At 65.6% G+C, this 17,384-nt stretch carries 13 protein-coding genes; 5 read left to right on the top strand and 8 right to left on the bottom strand.

Features of this window, described 5'->3' with window-relative positions:
* Positions 1 to 52 precede the first annotated feature (52 nt).
* The 5 genes from fliJ to F8237_RS08750 all read left to right on the top strand — a co-directional run bounded on the left by fliJ (position 53) and on the right by F8237_RS08750 (position 8,723).
* Positions 53 to 472 carry a flagellar export protein FliJ gene (gene fliJ, locus F8237_RS08770; RefSeq protein WP_008138882.1) on the top strand — a complete coding sequence of 140 codons (420 nt, stop codon included), beginning with the start codon at positions 53 to 55 and terminating at the stop codon, positions 470 to 472.
* A gap of 193 nt (positions 473 to 665) precedes the next feature.
* Positions 666 to 1,211 (top strand): sigma-70 family RNA polymerase sigma factor, encoded by a 546-nt coding sequence (locus F8237_RS08765; protein ID WP_151643775.1) that lies wholly within the window; start codon positions 666 to 668, stop codon positions 1,209 to 1,211.
* 36 nt (positions 1,212 to 1,247) lie between these two features.
* A complete protein-coding gene (locus F8237_RS08760) occupies positions 1,248 to 2,312 on the top strand; it encodes an anti-sigma factor (protein ID WP_151643773.1) in 1,065 nt (354 codons plus the stop codon).
* A gap of 412 nt (positions 2,313 to 2,724) precedes the next feature.
* Positions 2,725 to 7,419 (top strand): putative Ig domain-containing protein, encoded by a 4,695-nt coding sequence (locus F8237_RS08755; protein WP_244626101.1) that lies wholly within the window; start codon positions 2,725 to 2,727, stop codon positions 7,417 to 7,419.
* Between the two features lie 344 nt (positions 7,420 to 7,763).
* Positions 7,764 to 8,723, top strand: coding sequence for a helix-turn-helix transcriptional regulator (locus F8237_RS08750; RefSeq protein ID WP_151643771.1), 960 nt, complete (start codon positions 7,764 to 7,766; stop codon positions 8,721 to 8,723).
* 1,287 nt (positions 8,724 to 10,010) lie between these two features.
* On the opposite strand, the gene F8237_RS08740 is transcribed toward F8237_RS08750, so the two are convergent.
* The 8 genes from F8237_RS08740 to F8237_RS08705 all read right to left on the bottom strand — a co-directional run bounded on the left by F8237_RS08740 (position 10,011) and on the right by F8237_RS08705 (position 17,375).
* Positions 10,011 to 10,211, bottom strand: a complete 201-nt coding sequence (locus F8237_RS08740) for a hypothetical protein (protein ID WP_151643769.1) — start codon at positions 10,209 to 10,211, stop codon at positions 10,011 to 10,013.
* 294 nt (positions 10,212 to 10,505) lie between these two features.
* On the bottom strand, positions 10,506 to 12,647 hold the full coding sequence (flhA, locus tag F8237_RS08735) for a flagellar biosynthesis protein FlhA (protein ID WP_162005949.1): 2,142 nt from the start codon (positions 12,645 to 12,647) through the stop codon (positions 10,506 to 10,508).
* Between the two features lie 346 nt (positions 12,648 to 12,993).
* Positions 12,994 to 13,296 carry a copper-binding protein gene (locus F8237_RS08730; protein ID WP_151643765.1) on the bottom strand — a complete coding sequence of 101 codons (303 nt, stop codon included), beginning with the start codon at positions 13,294 to 13,296 and terminating at the stop codon, positions 12,994 to 12,996.
* Between the two features lie 15 nt (positions 13,297 to 13,311).
* Positions 13,312 to 13,764 (bottom strand): cupredoxin domain-containing protein, encoded by a 453-nt coding sequence (locus tag F8237_RS08725; RefSeq protein WP_162005948.1) that lies wholly within the window; start codon positions 13,762 to 13,764, stop codon positions 13,312 to 13,314.
* 32 nt (positions 13,765 to 13,796) lie between these two features.
* The gene (locus tag F8237_RS08720; RefSeq protein WP_151643761.1) at positions 13,797 to 15,128 is read right to left on the bottom strand and encodes a copper oxidase; all 1,332 of its coding nucleotides are present in this window, start codon (positions 15,126 to 15,128) and stop codon (positions 13,797 to 13,799) included.
* Between the two features lie 13 nt (positions 15,129 to 15,141).
* Positions 15,142 to 16,566, bottom strand: coding sequence for a TolC family protein (locus tag F8237_RS08715; RefSeq protein ID WP_151643759.1), 1,425 nt, complete (start codon positions 16,564 to 16,566; stop codon positions 15,142 to 15,144).
* A gap of 9 nt (positions 16,567 to 16,575) precedes the next feature.
* On the bottom strand, positions 16,576 to 16,857 hold the full coding sequence (locus F8237_RS08710) for a hypothetical protein (protein ID WP_151643757.1): 282 nt from the start codon (positions 16,855 to 16,857) through the stop codon (positions 16,576 to 16,578).
* Positions 16,858 to 16,931: 74 nt separating this feature from the next.
* Entirely contained in the window at positions 16,932 to 17,375 is a 444-nt protein-coding gene (locus F8237_RS08705) for a hypothetical protein (RefSeq protein ID WP_151643755.1), read from the bottom strand.
* Between the last annotated feature and the right edge of the window lie 9 nt (positions 17,376 to 17,384).

Genomic DNA, 17,384 nt, shown 5'->3' with positions numbered 1-17,384 from the left:
TCCCAATGTACGTCTGTCTTGCAGCCAAGGGACTTCTGGGGAGTATGAGTCGATGAAGTCACGTGATACCCTCATCCGCCTGAAGAAATTTCAGGTCGACGAGAAGCGCCGCCGGGTCACCCAGATCGAGACCATGATCGCGGACTTCCAGCGGATGTCGACCGATCTTGAACGCGAGATCACGACCGAGCAGGAACGGGCCGGGATCAACGATCCCTCGCATTTCGCCTATCCGACCTATGCCAAGGCCGCGATCCAGCGCCGCGAGAACCTGACCCGCTCGGCCGACGAGCTGAAGGGCCAGCTCGATGAAGCCAAGGCCGCGCTGGCCGAGGCCTTCGAGGAATTGAAGAAGGTCGAACTTCTCGACGAGCGCGACCAGGCCCGCGAACGCGCCGAGGAAAACGCCCGCGAGCAGGCCGACCTCGACAGCATCGGCCTGATGCGCGCCCGGATCGGCGCCGTAGCCTGAGGCGCTCGCCGCCCGAACCTGCAACAATCTGCAAAACCCGGACCCGCAAGGTCCGGGTTTTCGCATCTGCTATCCACAGCGTGGCGCCCGGCCCCTTGGTGACGGGCTTTGCCGCGCGCTATGGTGGCGGATGGTTCACCTCGCCCCGCTTGCGGGGAGAGGGAGAAAGAGGCGACGGGGCATTGGGGGCTGAATGCTGACGCCAGCAGAGCTGGTCGGGCTGATAGAGCAGGTAGCGAAGGGCGATCAGGCCGCGTTCGAGCGCCTTTACGTCGCCACGCGCGCGAAACTCTATGGCGTCGTGCTCCGTATCTTGCGCCGGCAGGATCTCTCGGAGGAGGTCATTCAGGAGACCTACGTCAAGATCTGGAACAGCGCCGGCCAGTTCAATCCGGCTTTGTCGTCGCCGATCACGTGGATGGCGTCGATCGCGCGCAACCGCGCCATCGACATCGTTCGCAAGAAGACGGAAGTCTCCATCGAGGAAGAGCCGCAGGCGATGGAGGTGGCAAGCGACAGCCCCGATCCGCTGGCGCGGAGAGAGATGACCGAGGAGTTGAAGCGGTTGCTGGAATGCATCGGCCGGCTCGAGCCGGACCGTCAGAGGCTGGTGCTTCTCGCCTATTACAACGGCTGGAGCCGCGAGCAATTGGCGGAGAAGTTTTCGGCGCCCGTCAACACGGTGAAGACGTGGCTCCGGCGCAGCATGTTGGATATTCGCGAATGCCTCGGGCTATGAGGGTTTCATTGTGAGGGTGGTGCGGGACCGCAAGTGATGGCCTACACGGAGGACCATATCGCGCTCGCCGCGGAATATACGCTCGGTACGCTCGACGCCGACGAGCGCGCGCAGGTCGAGACCATGATGGCGGTGGACACCGCGTTCGCCGACATCGTGCAGGGGTGGGCCTACCGGCTCGGCGTCCTCAACCAGATGGTCGGCTCGATCGAGCCGCGTCCCGTCGTGTGGGAGAACATCAGGTCCGAGCTAGCGCGCACGGCCTTCGCACAGGAGCCGCCTGCGCTGCAAGAGTCGTCGCCATCGTCGCCACTGCCGCCACCTGTGCCGGAGTTTTCCGCGCCCGAAGCTGCGCCGCCGGAATTGCCATCTGACGTCACGCGGCAACCGGAGCCGCAGCCTCCTGAAGCGCAGCCTCCCGAACACGATCAGACGGCGAGACCGGCGTCCGATGCGCTCTCCGACGTCACGCCGATATTCATGCCGCAGGTCCACGCGCCTGATCCGGAAGTCGTGCGCGCGCCGCAGGCGCCGGTCGCCGACAACACCAATTTGATCCATCTCGAGAGCCGGGTGAAGCGCTGGCGCACCATCGCATCCGCCGTCGGTGCGCTCGCGGCGGCGCTGCTGGTGACGCTGTCGCTTCAGATCTTCCAGCCCGACGCGCTGCCGGGCGGCTTGCGGCCTGCACCGCGCATCCAGAGGGTCGAGGTGAAGACGCCGGCGCCGCTCACGGCGTCGTCGCAATATGTCGCGCTGTTGCAGGGCCAGGGCGGCGGCCCCGCCTTCATCCTCACCATCGACGGAGCGACCAGGAATTTTACCGTGCGCAAGGTCGGCGCGACCCCGGAGCCCGGCAAGAGCTTCGAGCTCTGGCTGATCTCCGACAAGCTGCCGCGTCCGCGTTCGCTCGGCGTGATCGGGTCGGGCGATTTCACCGCGCGTCCGGTGCTCGGCTCCTACGATGCCGACGTCGTCAACGGCGCAACCTACGCCGTCACCGTCGAACAGGCCGGCGGCTCGCCCAACGGCCAGCCGACCTCGGCGCCGGTGTTTACCGGCAAGCTGATCGAGACCGTACCGCCAGTGCAGCCGAGGTAACAGGTTTCGGCAAGACGTTATGCTGTCGTAGCCCTGATGGAGCGCGGCGCAATTCGTGAACCCGTCCGCATTCCGCTTTGCTCCATGCAATGAGGAGCCCCGTCGGCGATCGATCATATCGATGCGCGAAATCGTCGCAGTGTTGCTGGGGCACAACTGACCTCCACAAGGGCTTTACCGTGCAGATGTTCCACGCGTTGCGCGCATGCGAGGCTACACGCGTTGCGCGCTTGCATGCGCTGCAAACAAAGCATACTCGCAGGTAAGTTTTTGGGATTCGTTTTCGCTTCGAAGGAATTGCGACGACGGTCTCGCGTCGAGCGAGATCGCGGGGTAGTGCGGGGGCACGGTGCAGCTTTTCTCTCTCGTCATTTGCGCGTTGAACGCGTCGTTTCGGCAGGCGCGTATGCGCATGTGCGCACGCCGTTGTAGGACCCTGGTTGCCACGGCCTTCGTGACGCTTGCTGCCATGGGAGCCGCGATCTCCTCGGCCCAGGCAGTCTGCGATCAGACCATCAACTCCACCAGCGGAGCCACGATCACCTTTACGTCGGTGAGCCAGGTCTACCGTTTATGTCTCACCGTCGTGTCCACTGCCAACACGGGAGACGACGCGGCCGTCTACGGCCTCTACTCCGTGTCCGGCACGAATGCGGCGGTCAACTTCCCGATTGCGGGCACCAGCGCGTCCGGCTTTACCAACTATAATCCGACGACTGCCAAGGCCAGCTACACGATGGTTCCGAGCAGCGCAAACGACAACGGTCAGAATGCCAACACGGGCAACGCCCAGATCAACATCACGCTCAACAGCCTGAGCGGCAGCGGCCAGGAAACGATCACGCTGTATTATGCGTCTGATTGTAGCGACCGTCTCGCGGCCTGCTCCGGCGCCGGGTCTGCCACCACTCCCTTTGTCCTCACCATCAACCTGCCCGGCCCGACCGCGACCCAGGCCATCGCGGCGAAGGCGCTGACCGTCAACACTGCGGCGACCTCCTTCACGCCGGTCACCGGTTCAGGTGGCACCGCACCGCTCAGCTACGCCATCGCGCCGCCCTTGCCGACCGGACTCTCCTTCAATACGTCGACAGGCGCGATCACCGGCACGCCGACCGCCACCAGCGCTGCGACCACCTATACGGTCACGGTGACCGATGCCAACAGCGCCACCGCCAGCAACACGTTCAGCCTCACGGTCAACGGCGCCGTGACGGCGACGCAGGCGGTCGCCTCCAAGACGCTGACCCAGAATCAGCCATCGGCCAACTTCACGCCGGTCACCGGTGGCGGCGGCACGCCGTCCTATACCTATAGCGTATCGCCCTCTTTGCCCTCCGGCCTCTCGCTCAATACGTCGACCGGCGCGATCACCGGCACGCCGACCGCCACGAGCGGCGCGACCACCTACACGGTCACCGTAACGGACGCGAACAGTGCGACTGCCTCGAACACGTTCAGCCTCGCCGTCAGTTCGGCCGTAACAGCGACCCAGGCGGTCGCCTCGAAGACGCTGACGCAGAATGCGGCCGCGACATCGTTCACACCGGTCACTGGAGGCAACGGCACACCATCGCTCACCTATAGCGTCTCACCCGCGCTACCGACCGGCCTTTCGCTCAACACCGGCACCGGCGCGATCACGGGCACGCCGACCGTGAGCAGCGGCGCGACCACCTACACGGTCACCGTCACCGATGCCAACAGTGCCACCGCCAGCAATACGTTCAGCCTGACGGTGAACACCGCCGTCACCGCGACGCAGTCGGTGAGCTCGGCCACCGTCACCGTGAACACGGCCATCACAACATTCACACCGGTCACAGGCGGTGGCGGCACGACGCCCCGGTCCTATGCGATCTCGCCGACCCTGCCGACCGGCCTCAGCTTCAACACCAGCAACGGCCAGGTCAGCGGCACGCCGACCGTGACCAGCAGCACGACCACCTACACGGTAACGGTGACCGATTCCAACAGCGGCACCGCCAGCAACACCTTCCAGTTGACCGTCAACGGTCCGGTGAGCGCCACGCAGGCCATCGCCTCGAAGGCGCTGACACAGAATACAGCAGCGACGTCGTTCACGCCGGTCACCGGATCGGCCGGCACGCCGCCGCTCTCCTACGCCATCGCTCCCACCTTGCCGGCGGGTCTGACCCTCAACACCTCGACCGGTGCGATCACGGGGACGCCGACCGTGACGAGCGGCGCGACCACCTACACGGTGACCGTCACCGACGCCAACAGCGCCACAGCCAGCAATACCTTCAGCCTGACGGTCAACAGCGCCGTGACCGCAACGCAGGCCATCGCCTCGGGGACGTTCACCGCCAACCAGGCGATCACCGCCTTCACTCCGGTGACGGGCGGCGGCGGCACGGCGCCTTTGGGGTACACGATCTCGCCCGGCCTGCCGGCCGGGCTGAGCATCAACGCCTCCACAGGTGCCATCTCGGGCACGCCATCGTCGAGCGCGGCGACGGCGACCTACACCGTGACCGTCACCGATTCCAACAACGGAACGGCGACGAACATGTTTAGCCTGACCGTCAACGGCGCCGTCAGCGCCACGCAGTCGATCCCCACGAAGTCCTTGACCGTCAACGTCGCCGCGACCTCCTTCACCCCGGTGACCGGCGGCGGCGGCACGTCGCCGCTCACCTATGGCATCGCGCCCACCCTGCCCGCCGGCTTGAGCTTCAACACTGCGACCGGCGCCATCACCGGCACCGCGACGGTGATCGGCTCGGCCGCGACCTACACCGTCACCGTCTCGGATGCGAACAGCGCCAGCGCGACCAACACCTTCAGCCTCGCGGTCAGCAATGCGGTCTCCGCGACACAGGCCATTGCCGCGAAGGGCCTGACCGTGAACACGGCTGCCGCATCGTTCACGCCGGTCACGGGCGCCGGCGGAACGTCTCCCTTGACCTACGGCATTGCCCCGGCGCTGCCGACGGGCCTCAGCTTCAACACGTCGACAGGCGCGATCACGGGAACGCCGACCGCGACCAGCGGCGCGACCACCCACACCGTCACGGTGACCGACGCCAACAGCGCCAGCGCCAGCAACACGTTCAGCCTGTCCGTCAACAGCGGCGTGACTGCCACGCAGGCCGTGGCCTCCAAGGTTCTCACCGCCAACCAGACGGTCACCGCGTTCACGCCGGTGACCGGCAGCGGCGGCACTGCGCCGCTCACTTATGCCATCGCACCGACGCTGCCGGCGGGCCTCAGCATCAACGCATCGACCGGCAACATCTCGGGAACTCCGACTGCGACCAGCGGCGCCACCACCTACACCGTCACGGTAACCGACGCGAACAGCGCCACGGCGACCAACACGTTCAGCCTGACGGTCAACGGCGCGGTCGTCGCGACCACCAACGTTCCGTCGAGTGCACTGCCCGTCAACCAGGCGGTAATCTCCTTCACGCCCGTCAGCGGCTCGGGCGGTACCGGCGCGCTGTCCTTCGCTGTCTCGCCAGCCTTGCCGACAGGCCTGAGCTTCAACACCGCGAACGGCCTTGTCAGCGGAACGCCGACCGTGTCGTCGGCGATGACGACCTACACGGTAACGGTCTCCGACACCAACACCGCATCGGCCAGTGCGACGTTCAACCTGTCCGTCGGACAGCTCGCAACGACGGTGGCGCTGACCTCGTCGCATAACCCGAGCCAGTTCGGCCAGCCCGTGACATTCACTGCGACCGTGACGAGCGCAAGTGGCACGCCGACCGGCTCGGTGACCTTCAACGACAACGGCTCACCGATCGGCACAGCGACGCTCGCCGCCGGCGTGGCGACGCTCACGACCACGGCGCTGACGGTCGGAAGCCACACCGTCACTGCCGGCTTTGCCGGCACTGCGTTCTACGGCGCGAGCACCTCGACCGGCCTCGCGCAAACCGTCAACGTGCCTGTCGACAGTGTCCGGCTGCGTTCACTGCAGCAGACCGTCAGCAAGCTGGTGGCACAGAATTCCGGCCAGGCGATCTCGGGCGCGATCGACGATGCCGTCGCCGACGGCTTCAACGACGGCGGCAGCTTCCTGACCCCGGGCAATGCGCGTATGCGCTTCAATTTCTCCGCCGATCCGCGCGATGAGGACGAGCCTTCGTCGAACACGGCCCGCGCCGGCGCTGGCGAGAGCAACGGCTATTCCTCGCTGCTGCCCGGCCGCGAACAACCGCGCGGCCGTGGCCGCGGGCAAGTCGACGATGCCTTCGCCGCCATCGACCGTGGCAACAAGAAGCAGGCCGTGACCAAATGGCACGAGCAGAAAGAATGGCTGCTGTGGGCCGACGTGCGCGGCACCGGTGTCGACCGCTGGAGCAGTTCGACGACCGCCGGAACCACCACGGCCAACCAGGCCTCGCTGTATGGCCAACAGCTCAATGCGACGATGGGTCTGACCTATCGCGTCGCGCCGCGCTTGCTGGTCGGTGTGCTCGGCGGCTACGAGACGTTCAGCTACACCCAGGATGCCATCAACGGCCGGCTGAAGGGTGACGGCTGGACCACCGGCGGCTATCTCGGCTGGAAAATCGTGCCGACCTTGCGCTTCGACGCCTCCGTCGCCTATTCCGGCATCGGCTACGACGGCACGGCGGGGACCGCCCAGGGCAACTTCTCGGGCCAGCGCTGGATGGCCTCCACGGGGCTGACCGGCACCTACAAATGGGCCGGGGTGTTGCTCGAGCCCTCGGCCAAGGTCTACGCGCTGTGGGAGCACCAGAACGCCTATACCGACTCGCTCGGCACATTGCAGGCCACCAACGACTTCGCCAGCGGCCGCGCCTCGGGTGGTATGCGCGCCGCTTATCCCGTCGCATGGCTCGACAGCGGCCTCCTGCTCACGCCCTTCGTCGGCATGTTTGGTGACTATTACTTCAGCAAGGACGACGCCAACACGCTCGCGGCCGGTACTGGGCTGGCCTCGACGCCGCTGCTGCAGGGCTGGTCGGCCCGCGCCACCGGAGGCCTCGGCATCATGACGACCGGTGGTGCCGGCGTCGGCGTCGGCGCCGAACTCGGCGGCATCGGCGGCAACACCCGGGTCTGGAGTTTCTCGGCCAGGGCACGGGTGCCGTTCACGGCGCAATAGGTTGATTGACCGCCCCCGCATGAAATCGCGGTCGAGCGTTCGCTTGGCGTACTGGTCGCGGCCCGTCGGCGCTGCCCGTGGTTGACATACGAACCGGCGCGGAAGCGGCTTGAGAGCGATCTCCGGCTACACCGGAAACGTCAGCGACCTGCCAGCAATCCGCTTGCTCCATGCGGGCTTCAGGCGTGCGACTGCTGTCGCCACCGTCCATCTGGCCGTCGCATCTCGACAAGCCCCGCTGAATCCGCCCCTGAATTGAACCTCCCTGCATTTCGCTGCGTCAAATGCCCGGAATTTGCAGTCGGTGCCGACGATCATGGTGCCGGAGAGGGGCTAGCAATCAGATGGAAGCAGCAAGGACGCCGGGCATCTTCGTCCACCAATATGCAGGCCTGCCGAATGGTCCGGCCTTCGAACATTGGCGCGAGCGGGCCTTCGGGTCCTGCGGCCTCGACATCGGGCCGAGCCATGGCGACAGCATCGATTGCCGGCTTCAGGTCAGCGTGGTCGACAACATCGCGCTGGCGATTCCCGAAGGCGCCTCGGCGCAATATTCGCGCACGCAAGGCGGGCTTGCCGACGGCAGCGACGATCTCGTCCTGATCGCGGCCCATGCCGGCCTCGTCTGTGTCGCGCAGAACGGCCATACCGTGGAGCTTGCGCCCGCGCAGATGGTGCTCGTCGACATGGGCGTCACCGGCACCGTCGGCCACACCGGGGAAGACCGCTTCACCAGCATCCGCATGCCGCGCCGCGCGCTGCTCGACATCAATCCGCGGGCCGAGGACAAGCTGTCGCAGCCGCTCTCCGACGGGGCGCTCGCCGAGACCATCTTCCGTTACCATGCGCTCGCCGCCAATCACGCGCCGCATCTGGACGCCGTCGGCCAGCGCCTGACCGCGCAGCACATGGTCGATCTCGTCGGCCTCCTGCTCGGCACCGATGCCGAGCATGCCAGCCTCGCGCGCGGGCGCGGACACGCGGCGGCCCGTCTCGATCTCATGCGCGCCGACGTGATGGCCGCGCTCGGGCGCAACGATCTCTGCCTGTCCGAGGTCGCGACGCGTTCGGGGCTCAGCCCGCGCCAGGCTCAGCGCCTGTTCGAGCAGGCCGGCACGACCTTCACCGAATTCGTGCTCGAGCAGCGCCTTCTCCTGGCGCGAAAACTGCTCGGCGATCCCCGCGCGCGGGCGCGCAAGATCAGCGACATCGCGCATTCCTCCGGCTTCTCCGACCTGTCCTATTTCAACCGCGCCTTCCGCAAGCGCTTCGGCGCGACGCCGTCGGACCTGCGCGAGGCCTGAGCCTCGCCGCCATTGCGAGCGCAGCGAAGCAATCCAGAATCGTGCCGCGGCGGCAGCCTGGATTGCTTCGCTGCGCTCGCAATGACGAACGCGGAGGCAGCCGGCCTACGAGATATTGCGTTGCCCGACGGGCAAAACACCCAAACCGTCGGTCAACGCTCGTCGACGAAAATATTCGCCTTTACAGAAATTCGGAATAGACGGATAGTGCGCGCATTCCGGCCCAAGGAAGAGGGGCGTATCGCGATCGTCACGAACGCGGGCCGGACGGCGGTGGACGTGGGCCACACTGGTGCGACGGTGATCGCAGGGCGGGAAACCGTGAGCGAGGCACATCGCACGTACGACCGGTGTGATCTGCGTACGGCAAAATCGTGTGGTTCTGGCGCCCGCAGGCTGGCGTCAAGCGTTGCGGTGATGTGGCGGCCCGACCGGGCGCGCGCATCGTCAGCCGCAAGGCGACGGGGGCAATAGTGCATCGCTCCCCGGGGAGAGCGCGACATAAGCCGTAAAGCCACTGCGCAGGAAAGGCCGGATGTTTGGCTTCACCTGTATGCCGCTGTGCAGATTCTTGTTGCCACCTTTCGCACAGTGGACCGCGGGTGCCCGGCCGGCACCCGGTCTTCCCTGCGCCCTTTCATTTGAGGGGGTCGAGATGAAGCAAAGCTCGGGCGAAACACGCCGCGAGAAGGCGGAGCTGTGTCTGCGATCGAAAACCAAATGGCGAACATGTCGCGAGCACCAATCCATCACCGTCATCCTGAGGTGCTCGCCTCTTCGGCGAGCCTCGAAGGGCGACGGCCCGGCTGCATCTCGGCCGCTCATCCTTCGAGGCTCCCGGCGCGATGCTTGGCATCGCGCCACTCGCACCTCAGGATGACGGAATGGGCATTGGCGCGGCGGAAAGATTTTAGCTGCGCTCGCAATGACGATCCGGAAGCAGATGAGCCCGATACCGCAGTCTCGTGCCCCGGACGCTGCGCAGCGCTCCCGGCGATGCGAAGCATCGTCCGGTGTGATGCGCTGCAGAGCCGGGGTCCATCCATCAGCGCGTTGTGTGGCCTGCTGGGTTCCGGCTCCGCGCAGCAACGCCAAGAGCGTTGCAGCGCGTCCGGGACACGAGAGATGAATTCGGTAGCTCGAGGAAGGTACCCCAGACATGAGAAAGCGCCCGTGGGGGGCGGGCGCTTTCTGTAGTCGACTTGGGGTTAGGGTCGTCTACATATCCACGTGGCGACTTTGGGGGGCTGGTAAAGAGCCGCGTGAATTCCTGAAACTCATGTCTCCTTAGCGAACCAGCGAAACGTTCGAACTGGTGATGGCCACGGGCTTGCCGGCCTTCATGACGCGAGCGGTCTGGGTCAAGCCTTCGTCTGAACTCGTACGCGCGGTGATACCGAAGCCCGCCACCGTGATGCCGGCAACGAGCGCGACGATCACGATCTTCAGGTGGGTCGAGCGATCTGCGCTGTAAATCGAGTGGTTCATGGAAGGCTCCTGCCGCCATCTACCCGAAGTAGTCGCCGCCTTGTTGAGGCAGGTTCATACTTCCGATGCCCAACAACCTAATATTGGGGGAATTCGTTCCCAAGAGGTGATCACAAGAGCGTGACGGGACGTGAAAGATCGCGATCAGGAGCGATCCAAATTCGTGCAATTCTGCAATTATTTCAAAGTCGTAATGTGCGTCAACGGCGCCTTGCCGGCATTTGGTCGACAAGGCGCCAGGAACTCAAAAACCATTTGCCTGTGGCCGAAAAACACACGGCTTCTTAAGGCAAATCAGATGCTTCCGACCGTTTTGAGCCGCGCCCGCGGATGGATTTCGGCCTGCGACAGCACCGTCGTCTGGGCCCGGAACCGCTCGACCAGGGAACGGACGAAGGGACGAATTGCCGCAGAGGTCACCAGCACCGGCGACTCGCCTTCCCGTGCGGCGCGCTCGAACGCCTCGCGCACGCCGGTCATGAACTCCGACAGCTTCGAGGGCTGCATCGCAAGGCTGCGCTCCTCGCCCTGGCCGATAATGGATTCGGCAAAGGCTTGTTCCCAGCGCGCCGATAGCGCGATCAGCGGCAGATAGCCGTTGTAGGAGGTGTTCTGCGCACAAATCTGCCGTGCCAGGCGGGCGCGGACGTGCTCGACCATGGTGGCGGGATTGCGCGAGAAGGCGAGCGAGTCGGCGATGCCTTCGAGGATGGTCGAGAGGTCGCGGATCGAGATGCGCTCGGCGAGCAGCAGCTGCAGCACGCGCTGGATGCCGGAGACCGTGACCTGTCCGGGCACGATGTCCTTGACCAGCTCGGCCTGCTCCTTCGGCAGCTCCTTGAGCAGCTTCTGGACCTCGCCATAGGAGAGCAGGTCCGACATGTTGGCCTTGAGCAGTTCGGTCAGATGGGTCGAGAGCACGGTCGCGGCGTCGACGACGGTGTAGCCCTTGAGCGAGGCCTCCTCCTTCAGACTGGCGTCGACCCAGGTCGCGGGCAGGCCGAAGGTGGGCTCGGTGGTGTGGATGCCGGGCACCTGCACCTGGCTGCCGCCGGGATCCATGACCATGAACTGGCTCGGCCAGATCTTGCCGGTGCCGGCGTCGACCTCCTTGATCTTGATGATGTAGGTGTTGGCTTCGAGCTGGACGTTGTCGAGGATGCGAACGGCGGGCATCACGAAGCCCATCTCGATCGCGAGCGAGCGCCGCAGCGCCTTGATCTGCTCGGTGAGACGATCGGTGCCGTCGGGGCCGTTGACGAGCGGCAGCAGCGCGTAGCCGAGCTCGATCTTGAGGTCGTCGATCTTGAGCGCCGCGGAGATCGGCTCCTCGGCCGCGGCGGAGCCCGGCGCACCCGGCATTCCCGCAGCGGGCGCGGTCTTCGCAATTTCGACGGCCCTGGCGGTCGCCCGGTTGCGGTTGCGCGCGTGCCAGGCGAGCGCGCCGGCGCCGCTGCCGAGCGCGAGGAAGGGGAGGGTCGGAATGCCCGGCAGCGCCGCCAGCACCAGCATGACCGCGGCGGACATCGCCAGCGCCTGCGGATAGCCGGAGAATTGCTTCATCAGCGCCTTGTCGGCGGCGCCGGAGACGCCGGCCTTGGAGACGAGCAGGCCGGCCGCGGTCGAGACGATCAGTGCCGGCACCTGGGTGACGAGGCCGTCACCGACGGTCAGCAGCGTGTAGCTGCGACCGGCGTCGGCGAAGGAAAGACCCTGCTGCGCCACGCCGATGATCATGCCGCCGACGACATTGATGAAGACGATCAGCAGGCCGGCGATGGCGTCGCCGCGGACGAACTTCGAGGCACCGTCCATGGCGCCGAAGAAGCCGCTCTCGTCCTCCAGGTCCTTGCGCCGCTGCTTGGCGACCGCTTCGTCGATCAGGCCGGCGGAGAGGTCGGCGTCGATCGCCATCTGCTTGCCGGGCATGGCGTCGAGGTGGAAGCGGGCGGCGACCTCGGCGATGCGGCCTGAACCCTTGGTGATGACGACGAAGTTGACGATGATCAGGATGGCGAAGACGATGATGCCGATGACGAAATTGCCGCCCATCACGAAGCTGCCGAAGGCTTCGATGACGTGACCGGCGGCATCCGTGCCCTCGTGCCCGTGCGACAGGATCAGGCGGGTCGAGGCCATGTTGAGCGACAGGCGCAGCATGGTCGAGATCAGCAGGACGGTCGGGAAGGCGGAGAATTCCAGCGGCGCCTGGATGAACAGCGAGGTCATCAGGATCAGGATCGAGAGCGTGATCGAGATCGCCAGGAACAGATCCAGCACGATCGCGGGCAGCGGCAGGATCAGCACCACCAGGATGGTGAGGACGCCGAGCGCCAGCGCGATATCGCCGCGCTTGAGGATATTCCCGACCTCGGCAAGGGTGGGGAAGCCGGCGTTCGTGCTGCCTACGCCTTGTCCCGCGGTGACATCGACCATGGTAGCTGCTCCCCCGCGCGACTGCCGTCCGCGCGCCCCAATTGTCTGCGCGGCGGCCGAAGGGCCGCCGTTCCGAAAGTGAGGCACCGCACTGGCGTCCACGGGGGACCTCCCGTTCTACGCGGCTGACGACACTCGACTTCACTCGGCAATTCTTGCCGGGTGTATGGTTAGCAAAGGGTTAACGGCGGATGCGGCAGGAGGTCAGGCCGGGGGTGTTTCGGGCCCCCCGGGCCGTCATTCCGGGGCGCGCGCAGCGCGAGCCCGGAATCCATCGTGCGGCGGAGTTGGTGGAGAAATGGATTCCGGGCTCGCCCTTCGGGCGCCCCGGAATGACCGGGCGTCCCTACTTCGCCTTCTCCATCCTGGTCACAGTATACCCCGAAGCCGCCTCCTCGGCCTCGAAGGTGACCTTGTCGCCGACCTTCACCTGCTTGAGCAGAGCGGGATCCTTGACGCGGTAGACCATGGTCATGGGCTCCTCCATGCCGAGGCTCTTGGCCGGGCCGTGCTTGAGCGTGATCTTGCCGGCGCTCTCGTCGATCTTCCTGACCTCGCCGCTGATCGCGGCGCCTCCGGCCGCCACCGCTCCAGCGGTAAGGCTCACCGTCAGCGCCAGTGCGGCTGCGAGGCGAATGATGCGGATCATGGGAAACTCCATCGCTTACTTCACGGTGACGTGGCCGACCATGCCGTACTCGCGATGGTCGGGGATCAGGCAGGAAAATTCGAAGGTGCCGGCCTTGGTGAATTTCCAGAGGATCTCGGCGGTCTTGCTGGGTGCGAGCCTGACCCCGTTGGGATCGTCGTGCTCCATGTGCGGATGCTTCTTCATTACCTCCGCATGCGCCAGATTTTCCTTGGGCGTCGCGAGCAGGAATTCATGATCCTCCTTGCCGACATTGCGCAGCACGAAGCGGATCTGCTCGCCGCGTTTGACCTCGATCCGCGACGGTGTGTAGTCCATCTCGTTCATCACGATCTCGATGGTACGGGCGGGCTTTTTGGGGTTGCCGGGCTCGCCGGCAGAAAAGGTTTCGTGCGCATGATTCTCATGGGCGAGCGCGGGCGCGAGCGACAACGCCGCCAGCGCCAGAGCGAGTTTGATCGTCTTCATCGTGGTCTCCAGTTCGTGGTTCATCAAAACGTTCACATCTTCATTTTGTGCGAGGGCTTACCCGGCTCCCGTACCGGCGCCGCATCGGGCGCCGCGACCTCGTAGGCGACGGTGCCTTGCGGAAATTGATAGGGGCCGGGATCGCGATAATCGTCGCGCGCGAGGTCCTCGCGGATCTTCATCACCGTGAACATGCCGCCCATCTCGATCGGGCCGAACTGTCCGGTGCCGCTCATCATCGGCAGCGTGTTGTCGGGCGCGGGCATTTCCATGTTGCCCATCGACATGCCAGTCGAACCCATCGCCATGCCATCGGGGGCGAGCTTGCCGACGGCCTTGGCGAGATCCTTGCGCGACACGCCGATCAGATTGCGCATGTCGTGGCCCATCGCATTCATGGTGTGATGCGACTTGTGGCAGTGAAATGCCCAGTCGCCGGGATTGTCGGCGAGCACGTCGAACACGCGCACCGCGCCGACCGGCACGTCGGTCGTCGTCTCCGGATATTGCGCGCTCTCCGGAATCCAGCCGCCATCGGTGCAGGTCACCGCAAAGCTGTGACCGTGCAGATGAATCGGATGATTTGTCATGCTGAGATTGCCGATGCGCACGCGCACCTTGTCGCCGAGCCTGACCGGCAGCGGATCGATGCCGGGAAACACCCGCGCATTCCAGGTCCACATGTTGAAATCGGTCATCTCGTTGACCTTCGGCAGGTACGTGCCGGGGTCGACGCGGTAGGTGCTCATCACGAACACGAAGTCGCGGTCGACGGGGCGGAAATTGGGATCGCGCGGATGCACCACGACCATGCCCATCATGCCCATCGCCATCTGCACCATCTCGTCGGAATGCGGGTGGTACATGAAGGTCCCGCTCCTCTTCATCTCGAACTCGTAGACGAAGGTTTTTCCCGGCTGGATGTGCGGCTGGGTCAGTCCGCCGACGCCGTCCATGCCGCTCGGGATGATCATGCCGTGCCAGTGCACGGTGGTGTATTCGGGCAGCTTGTTGGTGACGAAGACGCGGACCTTGTCGCCCTCGACCGCCTCGATGGTCGGGCCGGGTGACTGGCCGTTATAGCCCCACAGGTTCACCTTCATGCCCTCGGCGAACTCGCGTACCACCGGTTCGGCGACGAGATGGAATTCCTTCCAGTCGCCGTTCATGCGGAATGGCAGCGACCAGCCGTTCAGCGTGACGACGGGGCGATAGTCGGGCCCGCTGATCGGGTGCAGCGGCGGCTGCATCACCACCTTGTCCATGACAGGCGCTTCCGGAATCGAAGCGGCCTGCACGCGGCCGCTGACGGCGGACGCGCTGGCAAGCGCTGCGGTGCCCAAAAATCCTCGGCGGGAAAACATCGTGGCCTACATGTCAGTGACCGCCGTCGGCAGGTGCTGCCGCGGCGATAGTGGTTGAGTTGTCGCCGCTAGAAGCAGGCACGCCGCCGCCATTGACCGCGGTTTGCAGATCGGACTGGGCGAGAAAGAATTTCTGCCTGGCGTCGATCGCGCCGCGTAGCGACGCGAGGCGCTGCCGGGCTTCGGTGAGCAGCGCGAAGATGTCGACCTGCATGCTGGAGAAGCGGAGCTGCATCTCCTCGGTGATGATCTTGCGCAGCGGCAGGATCTCGCGCTGGTAGTGGCTGGCGATGTCATAGCTGGACCGGTAGGTGCGATAGGCATCGCGCGCCTCTGACCGCACATTGACGGCGCGCTCGGTCAGGCGGTTGAAGGCGAGATTGTAGGTCTCGGCCGCTTGCCGCACCCGCACCTCGCCGCCGTCGAAGACCGGAATCTGGAACTGCACGTCGAAGCCGCGCTCGCGGAACGGTGCGCCTTCGGGATCCCTGGTGCTGCGGGAGATGCCGGCAAGATCGAGCAGCGTCACGAAGCGCGTGGCCTCGGTGAGGTTCAAGGACTTGGCGAGCGCAGTCAGCTCCAGCCGCGCGATCTGCAAGTCGATCCGGTGGGCCACCGCGTCGGCCTCGATCAACGGCAGCGCCTGCGGCCGGTGCGGCAATGGCGGCAACTGCTTGGGCAGACGGAAGTCGAGGCCGTCGTCCCACAATCCCATCAGCCGTGCCAGCTTTTCGCGGGCGCTCGTCGCGGCCTGCCGCGCGGCTGCGAGGTCGGCGGTGGTCTCGGCGTAGAACACCTGCTCGCGGGCCTGGTCGAGCTTGTTGAGCGCGCCGGTCTCGCCGAGCTTGACCGCAAGCTGTGCGGTCGATTCCGCCGTCGCCTTCGCGTCCGTCAGCAGCAGCACCATCTCGTTGGCGGCAACACTGCGAATATAGGCGCGGCGCACATCGGCGGCGAGCCGCAGCGTTGCCAGCGCCGCGCGCAATTGCGCCTGGCGGAAGCGTTCGCGGGCGATGTCGGATCGGAATGGCAGTGTCGCCAGCGCCAGGATGTCGCCGACGACCTGACGCTCGATCTCGCTGGCGCCATTGCCTGAAATCCGAGAGATTGAGAAGACGGGATTGGGCGGCAGGCCCTGCTCGACGAGATCGGTCTCGGCGAGCGCTAATTCGTTATAGGCGGCTTGCAGCCCCTTGTTGTTGAGCAGCGCGATCTGGACGGCCGTCTCGGCGTTCAATGTCCGCGAGAGCAACTGGCGAACGCGCGCGTCGACCGCGCCGGCGCCCTCGGGCGTTCGCACGAAGGCGACGTCCTTGTTGATGGTCTGGCTCGTCAGCTCGGAGACCGTAGCCATGCCGCTATCGGGTGAGAAGGCGGCGCAGCCGGAGAGGCCGAACGCGGCCAGCACGAGCAGGCTGCGCGCAAGATGGTGTGCCATGGCGCGCGCCTACCGGTCTTGCTTTGGCTGCGGCGCAACGGCGTCATTGCGGTCGCGCCACGGCGCCGGCGCCGCGGGCCGCAGGCCGGTGTAGGGCGCGATCGTCGACCGATAGCTGGTGCGTGCGGTCTTGGCCGCGGGATCGGCAGGATTAGCGGCGGCCACGTATGTCGTTGCCGGCATGCAGCCGGACAGCGCCAGCGCTGCCGAGGCCAGCAGGCAGTAAAACAGAAAGTGTCGTCCACGCGCTATCGATGCAGCGGCGAACTCCGCCCCGAGAAGCGTAAGCATGATTCATCCCTGATCTGTCGAAGACCAAAGGCGCACGCGCGCGGACGCGCGGAGCCTCAATTCGTCTTGTCAGGTCAGGCGATGGGAGGGCGGTAGAGGAGGGGCGGCGCCTCGCTGTGCAGGCTCACAACGATATCCGGCGCGCAGGCGGAGATGGGCAGGACCGGCTTGGCGACGGCAGGCAGATCAGCCGGCAGCGCGCTGACGCACATCATGGCGCAGCACGGGCCGGCTTTGCCTTTGCCGTCATGATGATGCTGGGCCGGTGTGTCCTGCGCGGCAGTCTGGTGGTGCGCGTGCGGTCCCGCATGGTCATGCGACGCGACACCATGCATGTGATCGGCCTGCATCTGATGATGCGCCGGCACCAGGTCGGCGAGGATGGCGCCGTCGAGGCATGGCGCCGGACCGGCGCCCCAGGCGAGGCTTGCTGCCGGCGCGAGCACGCAGAACAGATAGGCGAGGGCAACGAGGCGCCCCACCCTGATCCGCATCGATCGCGTCAATTGCAGCAACATACCGTCGAT

The sequence above is a fragment of the Bradyrhizobium betae genome, assembly GCF_008932115.1.
In the GTDB taxonomy this organism is placed as follows: Bacteria; Pseudomonadota; Alphaproteobacteria; order Rhizobiales; family Xanthobacteraceae; genus Bradyrhizobium; species Bradyrhizobium betae.
Note: the sequence above shows the minus strand (reverse complement) of the source record. Positions and strands in the feature narration are given on the sequence as shown.

Coding starts and splice junctions, on each gene's coding strand:
- fliJ (WP_008138882.1), top strand. CDS start 53: ATGAAGTCACGTGATACCCTCATCCGCCTGAAGAAATTTCAGGTCGAC.
- F8237_RS08765 (WP_151643775.1), top strand. CDS start 666: ATGCTGACGCCAGCAGAGCTGGTCGGGCTGATAGAGCAGGTAGCGAAG.
- F8237_RS08760 (WP_151643773.1), top strand. CDS start 1,248: ATGGCCTACACGGAGGACCATATCGCGCTCGCCGCGGAATATACGCTC.
- F8237_RS08755 (WP_244626101.1), top strand. CDS start 2,725: ATGTGCGCACGCCGTTGTAGGACCCTGGTTGCCACGGCCTTCGTGACG.
- F8237_RS08750 (WP_151643771.1), top strand. CDS start 7,764: ATGGAAGCAGCAAGGACGCCGGGCATCTTCGTCCACCAATATGCAGGC.
- F8237_RS08740 (WP_151643769.1), bottom strand. CDS start 10,211: ATGAACCACTCGATTTACAGCGCAGATCGCTCGACCCACCTGAAGATC.
- flhA (WP_162005949.1), bottom strand. CDS start 12,647: ATGGTCGATGTCACCGCGGGACAAGGCGTAGGCAGCACGAACGCCGGC.
- F8237_RS08730 (WP_151643765.1), bottom strand. CDS start 13,296: ATGATCCGCATCATTCGCCTCGCAGCCGCACTGGCGCTGACGGTGAGC.
- F8237_RS08725 (WP_162005948.1), bottom strand. CDS start 13,764: ATGAAGACGATCAAACTCGCTCTGGCGCTGGCGGCGTTGTCGCTCGCG.
- F8237_RS08720 (WP_151643761.1), bottom strand. CDS start 15,128: ATGTTTTCCCGCCGAGGATTTTTGGGCACCGCAGCGCTTGCCAGCGCG.
- F8237_RS08715 (WP_151643759.1), bottom strand. CDS start 16,566: ATGGCACACCATCTTGCGCGCAGCCTGCTCGTGCTGGCCGCGTTCGGC.
- F8237_RS08710 (WP_151643757.1), bottom strand. CDS start 16,857: ATGCTTACGCTTCTCGGGGCGGAGTTCGCCGCTGCATCGATAGCGCGT.
- F8237_RS08705 (WP_151643755.1), bottom strand. CDS start 17,375: ATGTTGCTGCAATTGACGCGATCGATGCGGATCAGGGTGGGGCGCCTC.